Below are 16,566 nucleotides of genomic sequence, written 5' to 3'. Positions count from 1 at the left end.
GGAGGGTGAATCAATGATTGTTCAATACAACAAAATCACTCCTGAACACCGTTCGCTAGTCCGAAGCATCGAAAGCAAATCTTATGTGAATTACATTCGATACTTATTATTAAAGCGCTGGCCATTTGAACGGATTAAACAAGAGCTCATGAGATTAGGCTTAGCGTGGGACGACAAGGAAAGTTATGATATCTACTTTTCAGAAGTGTTGTATCCCCGTTTAAAGAAGACACAGCTCTCAAAATACTATAAAAGTTATCATTTAAAACTACCGTGTGACACGTTAACGATTACGTCTACATTTGTAGAATCAGAGAGTGATCGGATAGCGTTTATTGATTTATTAAAGAGCTTAGGTCTTGAGCAATTTTTCGCAGAAGAAATCGTTGATCATTATCAAGGGCTATCAAATATCCCTACGCATCCAAGTACAGGTGAATTGCTTATAGAAGAAAAGCCTGTTGATTTAGTAGAGGTGCTACAAAATCCGAAACGTCATGTTATTGAAAGATCGTTAATTGATGGCTATTCTCCTGAACAAATTTCGGATTATTTGTATCAAATGTATGAACTTGAAGTCACACCTCAAGAAATCAAAATGTATGCAAAGTCATTTTTTAATGTGACGCGTCAAGATATTCATCGGCTAGTGGAGAATCTTCAAAGCGAGAAAGCAGACCTTGAAAAGAGATTAACAGAAATGAGGCACATGCCTGCTGCTGAATTTAGTTTCGGGGAGCGTTATGAAGTGCTCTCTACGATGAAAAATAAAATCACACAGCTTGGCGATATGATTAAGCGTCTTAGCAGTATGCATACCAATACATCATTTAATGCCGCTGTTTTAGAAACAACTGATATGCGTGATGCTTTCAAAGATGTATTCACCCGAACGTATAGACGTTACCGTGATCTGGATGAACGTACAGAAGATGAAGTGGTGAAATCACTCAATACGGTTGTTAACATGATGACGAAGGTAACAGATAAGATTATTAGCATTGATGATGTGCTTAGTCAGAAAGTATCTAAAAGTGTTAATGAACAAATTATTGAGGCAGTTATGCCAACACTTGAGCGTATTGAAGAAGAAGAACGTGAAGCAATGTATGCCTTTAAACAAGCAAACTTGCAGGCACAGAATGATTCAGAAGACGATTCCGACGACATTTCCTATGAGGATGATGGCGGTATCCTCGGATTCGACTAAGGGAGGCGGTAACTTATGGGCGCAATAGATTTAAACCTGTTACCAATGGCCTTCGCTGAATCGATGTATCAGTTAAATGGGCAAGCTTTACGATTTACGCAAGGGCGTAACTATTTAAAACCGATCCACAACGCAGAAATTGAAGAAATCTTAATGATGACGGGACGACAAGTTGAGAAGTCCACCACTGAATCAATTAAAATCGCCAATAACGTATTATTGCGGTCTTTCTCACGTTCCCTATATGTAGCACCAATGAATGAACAGGTAAAAACATTCAGTCGCTCTCGTTTAGATAAATTGTTCCGCTACAGTCAAGACGATATTATTCGAAAACGTTACATGAGCGCTGATTTAGTTAACCAAGTGTTCCATAAAGAGTTTACGAATGGGGCCGAGATTTATCTTCGAAACTGTTTTGAAGAAGCCGATAACATCCGTGGTCTTTCTATCGATGATATTTTCATAGATGAAATTCAAGATATCGTCGTAGATGCTTTACCGGTCATTATGGAAACCCAAACACGTTCTAAAAACAAACATCGAATCTATACAGGGACACCAAAAACGTTTAGCAACACGATTCAACAACAATGGGATAAATCGTCTCAAGCGGATTGGGTTATTCGTTGTTTAGCATGTGGCAAACATCAAGTGATGGGTGTAGAGAGTGTTGAACCTCATGCCTATGTTTGTAGAAATCCACGATGCAAAAAGCCTATACCGGACATTGTACGTGCGATGGGACGTTGGGAACATCGCCATCCTAATCGTAAGTTAAAAGGTTTCCGTATCACTCAGATGATGGTACCGGATATTGCAGCGAAAGAGATTTACGAGAAGATTGAGAACTACCCTCTTATTCGTTTGAAGAATGAGGTACTAGGTGAATCTTATGAAAAAGCGGATAAGCCATTTACAAAAAGCTTCATGCTTGACATAACCGATACAGCTTTCAGTATGCTCACTCGTGTAACCAATACGGCTTTTGCTAATACTCCTACCTTCTTAGGTGTCGATTGGGGTGAAGGTGAGAAAAATGGTGAAGCTGGAACAGGTTATACCATTATGGTTGTAGGTGCTTATAATGCAGAAGGTAAATTTCAAATCCTTTATTCGAAGCGATTTGAAAAAGGAAAAGATTTAGATCCTGATTATCAAATCAACCAGCTCTATCGCATTGCGGATGCTTTCCGCTGCAAATTTATCGTAGCTGACTATGGTGCCGGTGTGAAAGAAAACAAACGTATTTTCAAACGTTTCGGTGCTACTCGCTTCGCTCAATGTCAATATGTCGGCCAGCAAAAAGTGAAGGTAAACTACAATCCACTCGAATTCAAGTTCTTGATTGAACGTTCTGATTGGATGACAGACTTCATTGACTTCTGTAACGATGGCAACTTGCGTCTATTCGGTAAAGACGATGAAGGCATGCTCGATGTCTTTTACGATAACTTTACCGCTATCTATTCTGAATACCGAAAAGCAAGCAATGGCTTAGCGGAACGATTATTCTATGGTCATGATATTACTCAACCTGATGATGCCTTCCATGCCACACTGTACGCATGGTTTGCTTCTAAAATGTACAGAAATGGTGCATTTGTTCCGAAGGCTGCAGGAGGAAATAAAGGCAAAGAAAGTATCTTTAAATCTGTTAAAGCGAATGCATATTAAAAGGAGGAATAAGCATGATTCCAATTCGTAATAAAAACACTGATATTTCTTCAGAGGTAGCGCAAGGACGTAGATTCCAAGAGAAAGTGAAACGTTTATCGCAACAAGCTGCTGAAAAGAGCGTCAATCAAAATATTGATTTAAGTAAAGTCTTAGCGGATGTGAGCAAGAAAGAAAGTTTCAACCGCGTACAGATCCAGCGCTTAGTTGAAGAATCAAATACGCTTGCTTATAACTTACGCTATGACAAGAAGCGTAGCTCGAATGACCGCCGTATTTCATTCCAGTTAGCTTCCCTAGCTGATGTTGTGGAAGAAATGGGTACTGATGCTCCACCTGAAATGAACAACCCTAACCTATCTTCTGGTAAGGCTGGAGAAGGTTCAATGGATAAAGCCGCTTCAGTAGAGCCTAGCTATTTCCATAACTTAAATGCGGATGTCGATGGCATGCGTCAACGCCAAATGGAAAAGCGCGCTGCTTATGAGAAACAGGAGAATGAAAAGGAATTAAATCGTTTGAAACGAGAGTCTGAAAGCTGCATCTTTAAGATTGCTAATAGCTTAGTCATGACAGAAAAACAATACAAGTCCGGCAATGAGGTGTTCAATACACTACTTAACGATGTTCCCTTGACGGAAGATGCTATCGAAGGCATTACGAAGAAGGCATCCTTTATTGGTCAAGAATTGGTGAAAAGACGACGTGCCCGCCCTGATTTTGTGGTAACATTAACGGAGGAACATAGTACTAAAGTCGCAGATCACGTGTTAGGAGAATACAGTCTCTTGAAACAAGCGGATGATTCCACCAAAGTAAAAGAGATTAAGATTCAACCTACATCGCAAGTCAATGATTATCAGCAATTAATTGCGCTTGCGAGACAATTAGAACGCCAACAAGAAGCGATGGTACAAAAAACAGCTCCGGCTGACAGTGAGGTGAAAGTAAATGGCACACAACAATAATTATCTTGATGAGTTAGAAAAAATTGCAAATGAGATTGTTCCGGAAGATGAATCGGCTGAAGCGATGAATCCTGATCCGATGCCAGGTCTTTCGGAAGAAGAAGTTGAAGCAATTCAAGCTCAAAATGCTGACGCTGTGCAAGAAGTAGAAGATCAACTTCCTGCTTCTCCGCAAGATCAAGCAGAACTTGAAGCCGCTCTATCAGAAGCGGAACAAAACCTAGAAGTAGCGAAACAAGCACATACACAAGCGGATGAAAGCTATCAAGATTTTGAAAAGACAGCGGCTCCTGCTTTAATGAATCAACTTCCGTACATGGGTGCTTTTGCTAACTTACTAGCTATTTCTACAGACGAATCAGATGGCCGTCAAAAGGTAGCTTCTGAACGTTTAGAAAAGTTATTAGCTAGTGAAGAAGGTTACGAAGAAGTGTTGAATAAAACAGCTCAAGAGCTATTCTTCGAGAACGAATCAAACATGCAACAGCTTTTCACACAAGAAGGCATGGAGTATGTAGTTGAGCAATTAGCTTCTTTTGCAGAAGATGAAGAATTAAATAAAGTAGCAGCTGACTTAGGACCTGTATTCACGAAAGCTGTTGATACCGTTCAAGAATATAAGGATGCTACTCAAAAGTTCTGGAAGCTACGAAGTGAACTTGATGCAGCAAAAGCGCATGTGGATGAAATGAATCAACTTGTTTCTGAAAAGGCTCAAGCTGTACGTGCAGCACAAGAAGCTGGCGATGCACCTTTGCAGATGCAAATGATGAATGAGCATGAGAAAGCAAATGTTGACTGGATCAATGCTCAAAAACAACAAGGTGAAATTGAAGATCAACGTCGTAAAGGCGCACAGGTGTTAGGTACTGGAGCAGCCGGGTTGGTTGGTGCTGGACTTCTTGCAGGTAAAAAGACCTACGATGCAAGACAAAATAGTTCAGAAGACTCAGAAGAAGTATTGTCCGACAAAACAGCAGGTGTTAGAATTAATGAAGAAGATTCCCAATATGAAGGAGGAAATATTAGCATGAATACAGAGCAAAAGTTAGTTCAAGACTTTTTAAAAGTAGCGGGTGCTGCACTATTAATCGATACGGCAAATGATGAGAATGTGGAAGAAGGCATTCGCAAACAAGCTTCTGACATGTTCAATCAAATCGCACGTTTAAAACGTTCTGATATGGAAAGCGAATTCGTGAAGGTTGCTCAAAGTAACTATTCAAGAGAGCAATTAGAAGATATCGTTCAAGGTAACCATAACGACCTTTTATTCGATAAGATTGCTTATTTTATTGATGTTAATGAAATGTCTGCTGATGAATTAGAGAAAACGGCTGGTGCTGACGGCGTTGCTGCTAAAGGTGTAGCAGGTGCTCTAACTGATGCTAAGAGCAATATCGAAGAAAAAGTAAACCAATCTAAAAAGAAAACTGAAACTGTTGCTAATGGCGAGATCGGCAACAAAAAAGCTGATGATATGCGCGGGTATAACGTAATCAACAACCCTGGCGAATACAAAGTTGAAAAAACAGCAGCTCCACAAGATATTTTACAAGAAGCGCAAATGCGTAAAGAAGCAGCATACAAAGAGTATGTTGAAGCCGATACATTTATCCGCAACAACTCTTAATGCATGCTCTTAATTGAATAGGTTTAAAAAACGTCCTGTCTTCGGGGCGTTTTTTTATGTTGTCTAGGACTTATTATCTAGTACAATAGAACTATACAATAAATAAAGAAGGTGAGCGTATGGAGCGTACTTTTCAACAAGCATTACAAAAACATGCACGGATGATGCTTAAAGAAGCGGGAAGCCTGAAGGGTGCCATTGATACAAGTGTCAAAAGCTTAGAACAAGTGAGTAAGCCGCCTACCCTTACACCTCAATCACAACCTAAACCAGATATTAACGAAACGCAAAAGCTGAAATTGCCTAAAGCGAAAGTGGAAGGTGTTCAGCCTTTATTTAAGCCAGCGATAAAAGATAACAATCCTTATCGACCAAAATAAAGAAAGTTGGTGACAACGTGAGTAAAAATTTAAATGGATCACAAGAGGATTCCCTAAACTTTAAGGATTCATGGTCACAAAACACCGTTGAATTAGCTGCACTTGGCGCTATTTTAACAGGCGCCGGTACATTAGCAATCCGTGGAGATTTGAACAATATTTCTGTAGGTGGAAAAAGAGCGCTAGGTGCTATGGGGAAAGGCTTTGAAAATTATATCCGTCGCAAAGGTTCTCCAGGCTCAAAGTTTGGGATGCAAGTCGGCAAGAAAACATTCTTCAAACTAAAGAAGATGGAGAAACCTACACCGATTGATGGAAGCAGGCACCTCAATGACTTACTAAGCGATTCTTTAGATAAAGTGGAGAACGATCCGCAAATGCAAGAGCGGATTCGTCGTGAAGTAGCTCGTCGCTTAACCAATGAAACGACAAGAGAAACAGTCGATAACGTCTTAAACGGAAATACCAATGCTTCACGGGACGTTGAACAGCGCGTACGTGAGATTTATCAAAAGGTTGTAAGCGAAACCGTCAAACGCGACACAAACGTTACACCACCACCTAAAAAGCCGAAAACAAAGCTTTTTGGCTCAAATAACGATGGTAAACCGCTGTTCGATAAGAAAGAGTTGGCACGTGATGCAGTCGGTTCTGGCTTAGCTGGTTTGGCATTCGGAGGAGGATTATCCGGTTTTCACGCCATAGATCGGTTAGCAACAGAAAGAGACAATAAACAAAAACTTGAAGACTCATTCGGATATGCCGGAAGTTTCTTGCCAAATAAGGAGGAAAAGCCCGTGATGGATAAAGCTGCAGGTTCATTAGAATTTTACAATCGGATGCGTGAGATTGGACGAAAAACACCGGAAGCGATGGCAACAGGTTTAGGGTTCACTGGTGTATCGCTTGGTGCTGCTAAAGTGATGAATGACCAAAAACAGAAGAACGGTGAAGGAAAAGATGATAAACCAAAAGGCAGCCGCGTCATTATTGAGCTTGGTTCTACAGATGCAAGTGATGATCACAACTTAGGTAATCATCCAACGAATATGATGGGCTCTCTTCCTAAACTTTCATCTGAACAATCGGATGACTTATTTAGCAAAGTGGCATTCACACCACCGGGTAATGCTCACAAATTAGGCTTAGGTCAATTCGTCAATGATTTACTAGGTCATAAAAAACAAATCAATGCGATTAAAGATTTAGATCCAGCTGACTTAGCAGCTAGTGAACTGAAGCACCAAAATGTATCAGATATTGTGAAACAACGATATGGCAACCTTGTGAACGACAAAACAGAAAGCCATTTCACGCAGCGTCTTTTTGATTCAAAGACAAACGAAGTGAAGAAATCACTCGATGATCAAGTCAAAGGATTAGAGACACGTACAGCGGATGCACGTTTGAAAGCTGGTGCTGGCACTCTTGCTGTTGGCGGTCTTGCAGGCGTTGGAGGCAAATACTTAAAGGAGCGAAACCAAAATGGCGAAACTACCGACAGTTCAAACTAATCAAGCAACGGCTCAAGCGATTCGTGACGGTGCTGTTGAAAATAAGGAAGTGCGGATTCGTTATCGAGACGATAAAGATAAAATTTCAGAGCGCTCCATTGAGCCTTACGAAATGAAGAATGGAAAATTATTCGGATACTGCATCACCAAAGGCGGTATCCGTGCTTTTAAAACAACAGGAATTGAAGTGGCTGTTGTGACAGACAAACCTTTTAAACCTCGCTTCCCTGTTCAGATAACGGAACAAACCTACATTAAATAAAGAGGTGAATGATTGAATGATTACAATTCCAGAATATAAGGTCACACAAGCCAGTCGTGTTTACGGAGATTTCACCGAGAAAGTAGCCTTCAATGTCAGTATTGATCCTACTTCTGTATTGAGTTCAATTGCTGGCGGGTATGCAGCTACTCACGTGTATAACAAAAAGCGTGGCCAATACTTAGATAAAAAACAAGCTCAAGCACAGCAAGAACAGAAACAAAACACCATTGAAAATAATCCGTACTCACAAGTAGAAGATGTGCTGAAGAATCTTAAAATCGTCTTCACTCCTATCAATGTGCTTTACACCTTAAACGGGCAAGCATTCGATATTATTCAAGCAGATGAAATGACACCTCAAATGAAGCAGGCATTCGTAAAGCAAGACGGTGACTATTTCCGCAACCTGCTTGTGAACAAAATGAATATGGAAATCCAGTTAGCGGAAAAAGCATTGATGCAGCGGTTAATAGCCGCTAATGGATACGGTGAATATAAAGAGGCAACATTTTCTGCTAAGCAAGATTTACTAACAAAAGTAGCGGAAGAAGAGTTTGAGCCAATGGTTAAAACTGCTTCTGAAGGATTAGAAGGCAGGAAATTAAACATCCCTGTTAACTTCAATGATCTACGCCCTTTCAATAAATCGGCCGTACTCTTAGACCCTAGACAAGTTGAAAAAGTTGCAGGGGTTTTTGATTTGTTCCAGGGTGATGATGAACAACAAATTAGCGTAGACCGTTTGAATAATGAAATTAACGTAGGTTTTTTACCGGACCGTGTGGTGTACCTATGGAACGGGCAATTAATTGAACAACTTACTCTCCTTCACATGAATGAAGAAGGATACGAAGCGTTCAAAAATCAAGATAAAGAATTCTTTATTGATTTCTTCCGAAAACATACAAACGAATTGTCTGCAAAATTGCAGAACGAAGAAGAATCATTTGAACAGCAAGCTTCTTTTAAAAATACAGAGCCGGGTAACCTTTTGATAGCTGGTACGAGTGATAGTCACGGCGAAATGCAAGTCGAAGATGTGGAAGAAGATGAAGTGGATAAAGAAGCCGCTGCTCTTGAAGATATTGTAGATGACATTGTGGAAGATGAATTTCCTGTAATCGAGCGGGATGACATCAATGTGTTTGAAGATGCGGACATCCACCCTCTCGTCTATGATCGCCTGCTTTCAAGTCGTTACGGTAAGAAATGGTCTAACTATGAAACAGAAGCCTTGTTAAAACAACTGGAGCTGGACTTCGATTTAAAAGAAGGCCTTACAGATAATCCATTAAACAAGATTAGTATTTTACGAGCGATTAGCTCACCAGAACATGCGATGTACCAAACGCCGCTTACGTTTGAAAAGTTTATGCGTGGCATGAATTCAAAGAGTGTCTTGTTTGATACCTTCCAGGGCAACCTTGCTTTTGAAGAGATCGTGTTTGGTTTAGAAGTGGCCAAAGCATATGACGGTGATGAAGTGTTCCTAGAATTCCATGATAAGATTGCGCCTTATGTATCAGAGGAATTAATGAATGCCAATGTCCGCTTTGTATCACAGCAGCTCTTTGATGAAGATAATCCTTCTGAAAAAGAATTTTATGACCGCGTTAACTCTTTTCTTATGCGTAAATGGAAAGAACGTGATGCTAGCGGATTGACGGATGATAAGCAAATCGAGACGCAGCATATCATGACTGAACAAATCACAGAAATTGTAGATGACATTATTTCAAACTATGCCGAGCAGCTGGAACCAGATAACCCATACGTAACAACGGAAAATATCATCAATAAATACAACCTAACGTCCATGATCCCTGAAGATAATGTCAAAGGCGTTATCAATATGGTGAAAGAAACGGTTGTTGCTCATTTAATGACCGCTATCTTTGTTGAATATAAGCATCAAGAATTCCACTACCTTACTGACAAACTGGAGAAAGAAGGTGTGATCCGTGAGTCAAAATAATAGCGTAGATCCTCATGAAAAGATGATGCAATATGTAGACAAATTAATGGGGCGCTCAAGTGGAATGGTGAAAACCGCTTCACCTAGCGCCTCGCGAAGCAACGACTCGTATAAAGCGTATCGCTCTTCTTTCTTAACATTAAGTGACATGGAGATTCCTAGTGACTACCGCGAAATCTTTCGCTGGTGTCGCTACTTCTTTAAATTCGATCCGCTTGTTGGTGCAGCGATTCGTTCACTGGCTACCTTCCCTATTACGGATTGGATTTTAAATGATACGGAAGCTGCCGATGAACATGATATTGAAACAGATGCAAAAGACAGTGAAGAAGCAAGTAAGACGTATACATTTTACGAGAACGTTTTAAACGATATCGGTCTTTATCAACATTTAATCGAAGTGGGCTACGATTACTTTTTAAATGCCAACTGCATCATCTTTGCAGAGCCGGGTATCAAAAAAGTTAAACGCCGTAATAAAGAAACAAATGAAATTTACACAGAAAAAGAAGTCGTATGGAAATCAGTTCAGCGCCTAGACGTTACACGCGTTCGAATTGATAAAGACCCTGCAACGAATGAAAAGGTTTATTACTATGATATCCCTACTGCTCTTAAGCGTGTAATTCAAACAAAGCATCCAGAAGAAAAATATAAACGTATTCCTGAAGTTTTTAAAAAGGCTGTAGCTAAAGGCGGCCTCGTTAAATTGAAATCAGATTACGTCTATCATATTCAGATGCCTTCTGAAAGTGGTGACGATGGCACATGGGCGACTCCACGTGTTCTCCATGTTATGAAGCTTATTCTTTATACAAACGTCCTACGCCAAGCTCAAGAGGCGATTGCGCGGGAACACATCATCCCGAAACGTGTCTACTATTTCCAAGAAACAAATGAGCTTTCACCAAACTTAGATTTCGCTCAAGCCGCTACTGATTTCGCGGTTGAGTTAAAGAAGCAGCTCGATGATCCGAACTACCAGATCGTCTCCCCTATTCCGATTAATCAGATTCAGCATAGCGGTCAAGGAAAAACGTTATTGCTTGTTCCTGAAATTGAGCAGCTAAACGAAACGATTCTAGCCGGACTAGGTGCGCCGCGTGAATTCGTACTAGGCGGTGTTTCGTACAGTGGGAGCACAACGTCCCTACGAATTTTAGAAAATCATTTCATTACGTATCGTACAAGTTTGCTAGATTACATTAATAATTTCTTAATCAAGAGATTAGCGGAAATTCGCGGCGAATGGGAAACCATCGATGATGACGATAAATTAGTAAAAGTAAGTTTCAGTGAGTTAAAAATGCAAGATGATATTCAGCAAAAGCAGTTAATGATTTCCTTGAATCAACAAGGCAAATTACCGGATGAAGTACTGTTTGAAGATGTGCTAGGTCTTGACTCAACGAAAGTTAATAAACAGCTTCAAGCGGAACGTATTCGTAAGATGCAAGAACAAGTCGAGCTTCAAGAGAAACAAATGGAGCTTCAAGCGAAAATGGAACAAAAAGCGCAAGAAATGGGGCAAGTCCCTCAAATGCCTCCTAATGCACCTGTTGTACCGGAACCGGCTCCTGGAACAACAGATACAGGAATGGAAGAAGATCCGAATACTCAAGCTGCAGAAGCACAAGCTCAAGGCGCGGAAGCACCTGCTGGTCAAGGTGAGCAATCGTCTCAAAACAGAGAACAAGAAGCGATTGAAGTTGCTCAAAAAATGGTTTCAATGGGTGAAGCGGAACGTTCATATTTGGTTCAGAAGCTCCCTAAAGAAACCGCGCAACGAGCGCTTTTATACTATAATCAACTTATGGCAGAACAAGACGATGTAGATATGCGACCGTATCCTGATCAAAAGCCTCCACGTAGGCAGGTAGGTGGTGTGTAATGTTTCGTAGCGTTAGTTTAAATCTTGATGAAGATTATTTAAATGATGTATTAAACGACGAGGAATTAGACTTAATTTCCATGACGATTTCATGTTCAGAGGAAACAGCTTATACAACAGCGACCATTCGAATGAAACCATGTGAGCCGCGTGAACGAAAATTCAAACGATGTGTGCGTAGGTTTATGGCGAATGAAGGGTATCGACCGATTGATGATATTTTAAATGATCCGAGAACACGATTAATCAAATTGTACAACTTCCCTACTGCTGAAGGTATTGTAGTTGTCCTTGATTATCAATTGAAAATGAAAGGTAGGTTGATGTAATAGATGGAACGGTTTGATCATAAAAGAGCGGTAGATAAATTAATCTCAAACATCAAAAATGAATTTGCTGACATGTTCCCTTATGAACGCGGTGATTATAAATTTGATGTGAAAGATATTCAAGTAGAAGAACCATCTGTTACGTATGAAGCGCAACAAAAAGCGTTTTTGGATGATGATAACATTGAAGCGAAAGTGACGGGTACCATTGAGGTGTATTATAAAGGCGAACTAATCAAAACGCATAAAAACGTTGCGATGATTCGTGTTCCCTACCCTACAGAACGTGGTACGTATGTAACGAACGGAAATGAAATTGTTGTCTTAAACCGTATGCAAATGCGTAACGGGATTTATGTTCACCCTATCCGTAACGTAGATCATACACAAATGATTACAGGTGAAGTTCGTGCTGGAAAGCAACGTTTCCAATTAAACTTCGACACTCTTAAAATGAGAATCCAGTTAAAAGGATTGTCGATGGATTTTCATAAAAAGAATCCGGGTAATGTTGATGTCATTTCCCTTTTACGTGTGCTAGGTGTGACAGACGATCAGATTAAAGGAGCTATTGAAGATAAAGAATTGGCAGATTCTTTACTCAAACACGCTTCTAATATGTCTGACCAAAAAGTATATGCCGCTTTCTTTGCTAAACCTTTCCCTGGCAGCGAAGAAGCAAAACAAGAAATCCTTGCGTTCCTTAGCGATAAACTAACGTTCAGCGAAGATTCTCAAAAGATTAATAAACAAACAATTGGCGAAAAGGCTAGTACTTTCCAACCTACCACTATTCTACAAACAATTGCACAGCTGGCGAAAGAGTACAAAGTCCCAAATTCGTCTCCTCTTCCGGATGATTTACGTTTTAAAGATATTAAATCACCAGAAGATACGGTAGCGGAATATGTACGTAAAGGGATTCGTGAATGGCAGAATACACGTTTACAACGCATGACGTATTCTGAAATGACACCAGAGAAGCAACAAAAGCTTAGTGCGAAGCCGGATCAGTATATCCAAAAAGGCATTAAAGAATTATACAGCAGTGACATTGCGGAGCTTGTAGATTCATCTAACCCGCTTGATATTCACCAAAAGCTCTATAAGGTGACTTCACTAGGTATAGGCAGCTTAAATGATAAATCAGCTAGTAATGCCAATCGTAACTTGCAGGACACAGCGTTCGCAAAAATCGATCCTGTTGAGACACCGCAAAGTAGCCGTATGGGACTTGTTCAGCACTTTGCTTCTGGCGCCACAATTAAGAATGGCCGTTTGTACTCTAAATTCTACCGAGTAAAAAATGGTGATGTGGACCGCAGCAAGTTAATAGATGATATCGATCCGCTAGATGAGTTCGATGAATACATTGCATTTAATATTCCAAAAGATATGAATCGTGATGATGAAGGACGTATTACTTCCTTCAAGACTGATAAGGTTCGTGTACGTCATAAAGGTCAATTCACAGAGGTACCAAAAAGCAAGGTAACGCTGATTGACTACAGCCCTTCTTCTCATATGAGTCATGCGACTAGCTTGATTCCATTCGGCGGCCACAATGACGGAGCACGTATGTTGATGGGTGCAGGGATGCAGAAGCAGTCTTTAAGTCTCGAAAACCCGGAAGCACCTCTTGTGCAGAGTATTTCCGATCCCGAAACCAAAAAGACTGTAGAAGAAGATATGGCTGAACGTGCTTCTTACATCTTGAAAGCTCCTGTAGCTGGTACCGTTAAAAGTATTGGTGATGATTTCATCGAAATTGATACAGGTAACGGTGTTGAGAAAGTTCGTAAATTAAATTATTTCACTACAGGAAAAACAGGTGGCTATATTCATCATAAGCCTGTTGTTCGAGTAGGAGACAAAGTAAAAGCTGGTCAATTACTTGCGGATGGCTGGCAATCTAAGAACGGAAAACTAGCATTAGGACGCAATATCCGCGTCGCTTATATGCCTTTCAAGGGCTACAATTTCGAGGATGGCGTAGTCGTGAGTGAGACGTTCGCAAAGAAGATGGCATCTGAAGAGGTCAAGACGATTTCGGTTGAAATGGAGAATAAAGAAGGTCAAGTAGCCTTCAATTCCAAAACAGCCATTGACCGCTTAAAAGAATTACATGTTTCTCCTGGTCTGTTATCAAAGCTTGATGCAAATGGAATTATTAAAAAAGGAGAAGACATCAATGCTGGTGATATCTTAGTCGCAGCGGTTCGCGAAAAAGAAAAAGAAGATTTGTCTGCTGGACAGAAAGATATTCGCCGCTTGCTACGAAACAAAATTGTAGAGCTTCCTTCTGATATCTACAAAGATGTAAGTAAACGTGCGGTGGGTTATCAAAAAGGTAAAGTTATCGATGTCATGGTAAGTGAGCCAAGTGAAGGCAAACTGAAAGTGGCGATTAAAATTCTTTCCTTTAAGCCAATGGAAAAAGGAGATAAATTGTCGGGCCGCCACGGAAACAAAGGAACGATTACTAAAATCCTTCCTGATAAAGAAATGCCTCATACAGTTGATGGCAAAGCAGTTGAGTTGATCTTTTCCCCTCTTGCGGTACCGTCGCGTAAGAATCCGGGACAGTTATTTGAAATCAATGCTGGCTTAATTGCAGAGAAGAAAGGTTTAGATTCCTATAAAGTCTTAAACTTTGATTCTAGTGAAGGAAAACGTCTACAGGATGAATTAGCTTCTATCGGAATGCCTGACGGTAAGCAAACACTTATTAATCCTGATACTGGTAAACCTTATGAGAACAAGGTTACTGTAGGTCCGATGTACATTCTGAAGCTAAAGCATAAAGTAGAGAGTAAAATCACTGCTCGTAACATCAAAGGTAGTATTGATGAGATAAACCAATCGCCACGAAAAACATCTGGCAGCATTGATGGGGATCGTCACAACCCTCAAGCGACAGGTGCGATGGAGTTTTGGTCACTCACTTCAGCGGGTGCTGTTCATAACATTCACGAAATGACAACGTTAAAAAGTGATGGAGCTGGCGATAAAAAGAATCGTAATGAAATCTTTGCCGCTATCCGTCGTGGTGTAGCCATTCCGGAACCTATGACTCCACAAACGTTGAAGACATTGCAGGATAAGCTTTATGCTGCAGGTGTTCAGATGACACCGCTTCGTGATGATAAAGAAGTAACATTGGATGAAAAGTTTACAGAGCTTATGTTAAATCCATTGAAGCAAAAGGATTTAGAGCACCTTGCTCAAACGCCTGTGACTTCTTCTAAGGGCTTAAAAGCAAGAACAAATACTTTTAGTCCTGGTGGTGTGTATGACCCTGAAATCTTCGGAGAAGATGGCTCTCAATGGAGTCGTGTAGACTTGATTGAACCTATGCCGAATCCATTGTTCCTTGATGATAATAATGGTCCGCGTCCATATGAAGCGATGCTTGCTTCAAAAGGAATTAGCCAATCCAATATCAAGGATATCGTAAAAGGTAAAAAGTTCGTTGTTCTTGATCCAAAAGATTCCGGTCTTGAAAAAGGAGAGCTTGTTGATTTAGAAACACTTGATGAACTGCAAATGCAGGATAAAGATGTTGTCGCAGATACAGGTGGTTCGGCTCTTACTACCCTTCTAAAAGATGTGAACTTGAAAGATGAGTTAAAGAAAGCTGAAACTCGTCTAAAAGATGCAAAGACCTTACCGCAGCGTTCGACTGCAGAACGTCAAGTGATGATGCTAGCTAAAGCATTAGACCGAGGACTTGAGCCAGAAGACTACATGATGAAGTCACTTCCAGTCTTACCTGTTAAGTATCGTAAGCCGCTAAAAATGGGCGATAACAATGCTTTTGCAGAAGATGGTATCTCTATGCTGTATCAATCATTGCTTAAAAAGAATGATGAATACAAAAACTTCATCGAAGCCAATGGCAACAAGCCACTAGAAGCGGACCGCTACCTATATAGCAACTTGAAGCAAGATTACTATAAAAACATGCAAAACATTGTGGGTACCGGAGAGCCGTTAAAAGATCCGAAACGTGGCCAAGAGATTAAAGGGATTATGCATACCCTTAAATCGAAGCAAGGTTTCTTGCGTTCGAAGATGCAGTTTAAAATGCAGGACTACTCTGGACGTTCTGTTATCACAGTAGATCCTACACTAAAACTGGATGAAGTTGCATTACCGGAGGATTTAGCAGCAGAAATGTTTGCACCGAAAATCATGAATGAGTTACAAAAACGTCAATACACAAGCGACGAGATTGATTCTTTCATGAAGCATCGCACACCTGAATTCCGTGATGCCTTAACGAAAGTTGCAGAGAAGCAGCCGGTTATTCTTAACCGTCAACCTTCCCTTCACCGTCACTCTATCCAAGCCTTCTATCCGAAAATTAACTGGAATGGTGATGGCTCGAAGGAACGTGCAATTGGCTTGAATCCTGTTGTTACAACAGCATTTAATGCTGACTTCGACGGGGATCAAATGGCGGTGCATTTACCGATTACAGCTGCAGCAACCAAAGAAGCAGAAGATAAATTACTTCCTTCTAAAAATCTATTAAATCCTACGAACAACGGATTAATCACAGATTTGAAACATGAGATGCAACTAGGAATTTACTACATGACTCGTGATGTAATGCCTAAAGGAACACCGAAGCAAATTAAGTCATTTAAAGAGCTTCAAAAGGCATATACAGAAGGAAAACTCCACACACATGACGCTGTTCAAATGAGTGTTCCAGGTCA

Annotated in this window: 11 protein-coding genes; all 11 read left to right on the top strand. The window is 40.4% G+C overall.

From position 1 onward, the window contains the following. The first annotated feature begins 13 nt into the window (after positions 1 to 13). Positions 14 to 1,210 carry a hypothetical protein gene (locus AC0KUU_RS24420; protein WP_473453337.1) on the top strand — a complete coding sequence of 399 codons (1,197 nt, stop codon included), beginning with the start codon at positions 14 to 16 and terminating at the stop codon, positions 1,208 to 1,210. A gap of 15 nt (positions 1,211 to 1,225) precedes the next feature. Then, a complete protein-coding gene (locus tag AC0KUU_RS24415; protein ID WP_473453335.1) occupies positions 1,226 to 2,887 on the top strand; it encodes a phage terminase large subunit family protein in 1,662 nt (553 codons plus the stop codon). Positions 2,888 to 2,901: 14 nt separating this feature from the next. Continuing rightward, complete coding sequence (locus AC0KUU_RS24410; RefSeq protein ID WP_473453333.1) at positions 2,902 to 3,855, top strand: hypothetical protein; 954 nt, start codon at positions 2,902 to 2,904, stop codon at positions 3,853 to 3,855. Then, on the top strand, positions 3,839 to 5,488 hold the full coding sequence (locus AC0KUU_RS24405; RefSeq protein WP_473453331.1) for a hypothetical protein: 1,650 nt from the start codon (positions 3,839 to 3,841) through the stop codon (positions 5,486 to 5,488). Before AC0KUU_RS24410 ends, AC0KUU_RS24405 begins: the two co-directional genes overlap by 17 nt. 119 nt (positions 5,489 to 5,607) lie before the next feature. Then, on the top strand, positions 5,608 to 5,868 hold the full coding sequence (locus tag AC0KUU_RS24400) for a hypothetical protein (protein ID WP_473453329.1): 261 nt from the start codon (positions 5,608 to 5,610) through the stop codon (positions 5,866 to 5,868). Between the two features lie 17 nt (positions 5,869 to 5,885). Beyond that, entirely contained in the window at positions 5,886 to 7,382 is a 1,497-nt protein-coding gene (locus AC0KUU_RS24395; RefSeq protein WP_473453327.1) for a hypothetical protein, read from the top strand. Further along, positions 7,354 to 7,644 carry a helix-turn-helix transcriptional regulator gene (locus tag AC0KUU_RS24390; RefSeq protein ID WP_473453325.1) on the top strand — a complete coding sequence of 97 codons (291 nt, stop codon included), beginning with the start codon at positions 7,354 to 7,356 and terminating at the stop codon, positions 7,642 to 7,644. Before AC0KUU_RS24395 ends, AC0KUU_RS24390 begins: the two co-directional genes overlap by 29 nt. Positions 7,645 to 7,660: 16 nt before the next feature. Continuing rightward, a complete protein-coding gene (locus AC0KUU_RS24385) occupies positions 7,661 to 9,622 on the top strand; it encodes a hypothetical protein (protein ID WP_473453323.1) in 1,962 nt (653 codons plus the stop codon). Then, positions 9,609 to 11,513 (top strand): hypothetical protein, encoded by a 1,905-nt coding sequence (locus AC0KUU_RS24380; RefSeq protein ID WP_473453321.1) that lies wholly within the window; start codon positions 9,609 to 9,611, stop codon positions 11,511 to 11,513. The genes AC0KUU_RS24385 and AC0KUU_RS24380 overlap by 14 nt, the downstream gene beginning before the upstream one ends. Continuing rightward, on the top strand, positions 11,513 to 11,842 hold the full coding sequence (locus tag AC0KUU_RS24375; protein WP_473453319.1) for a hypothetical protein: 330 nt from the start codon (positions 11,513 to 11,515) through the stop codon (positions 11,840 to 11,842). Before AC0KUU_RS24380 ends, AC0KUU_RS24375 begins: the two co-directional genes overlap by 1 nt. Before the next feature lie 3 nt (positions 11,843 to 11,845). After that, the coding region (locus AC0KUU_RS24370; RefSeq protein ID WP_473453318.1) for a hypothetical protein at positions 11,846 to 16,566 on the top strand (4,721 nt) is incomplete at its 3' end.

It is taken from the genome of Priestia sp. ST2, assembly GCF_055810735.1.
Note: the sequence above shows the minus strand (reverse complement) of the source record. Positions and strands in the feature narration are given on the sequence as shown.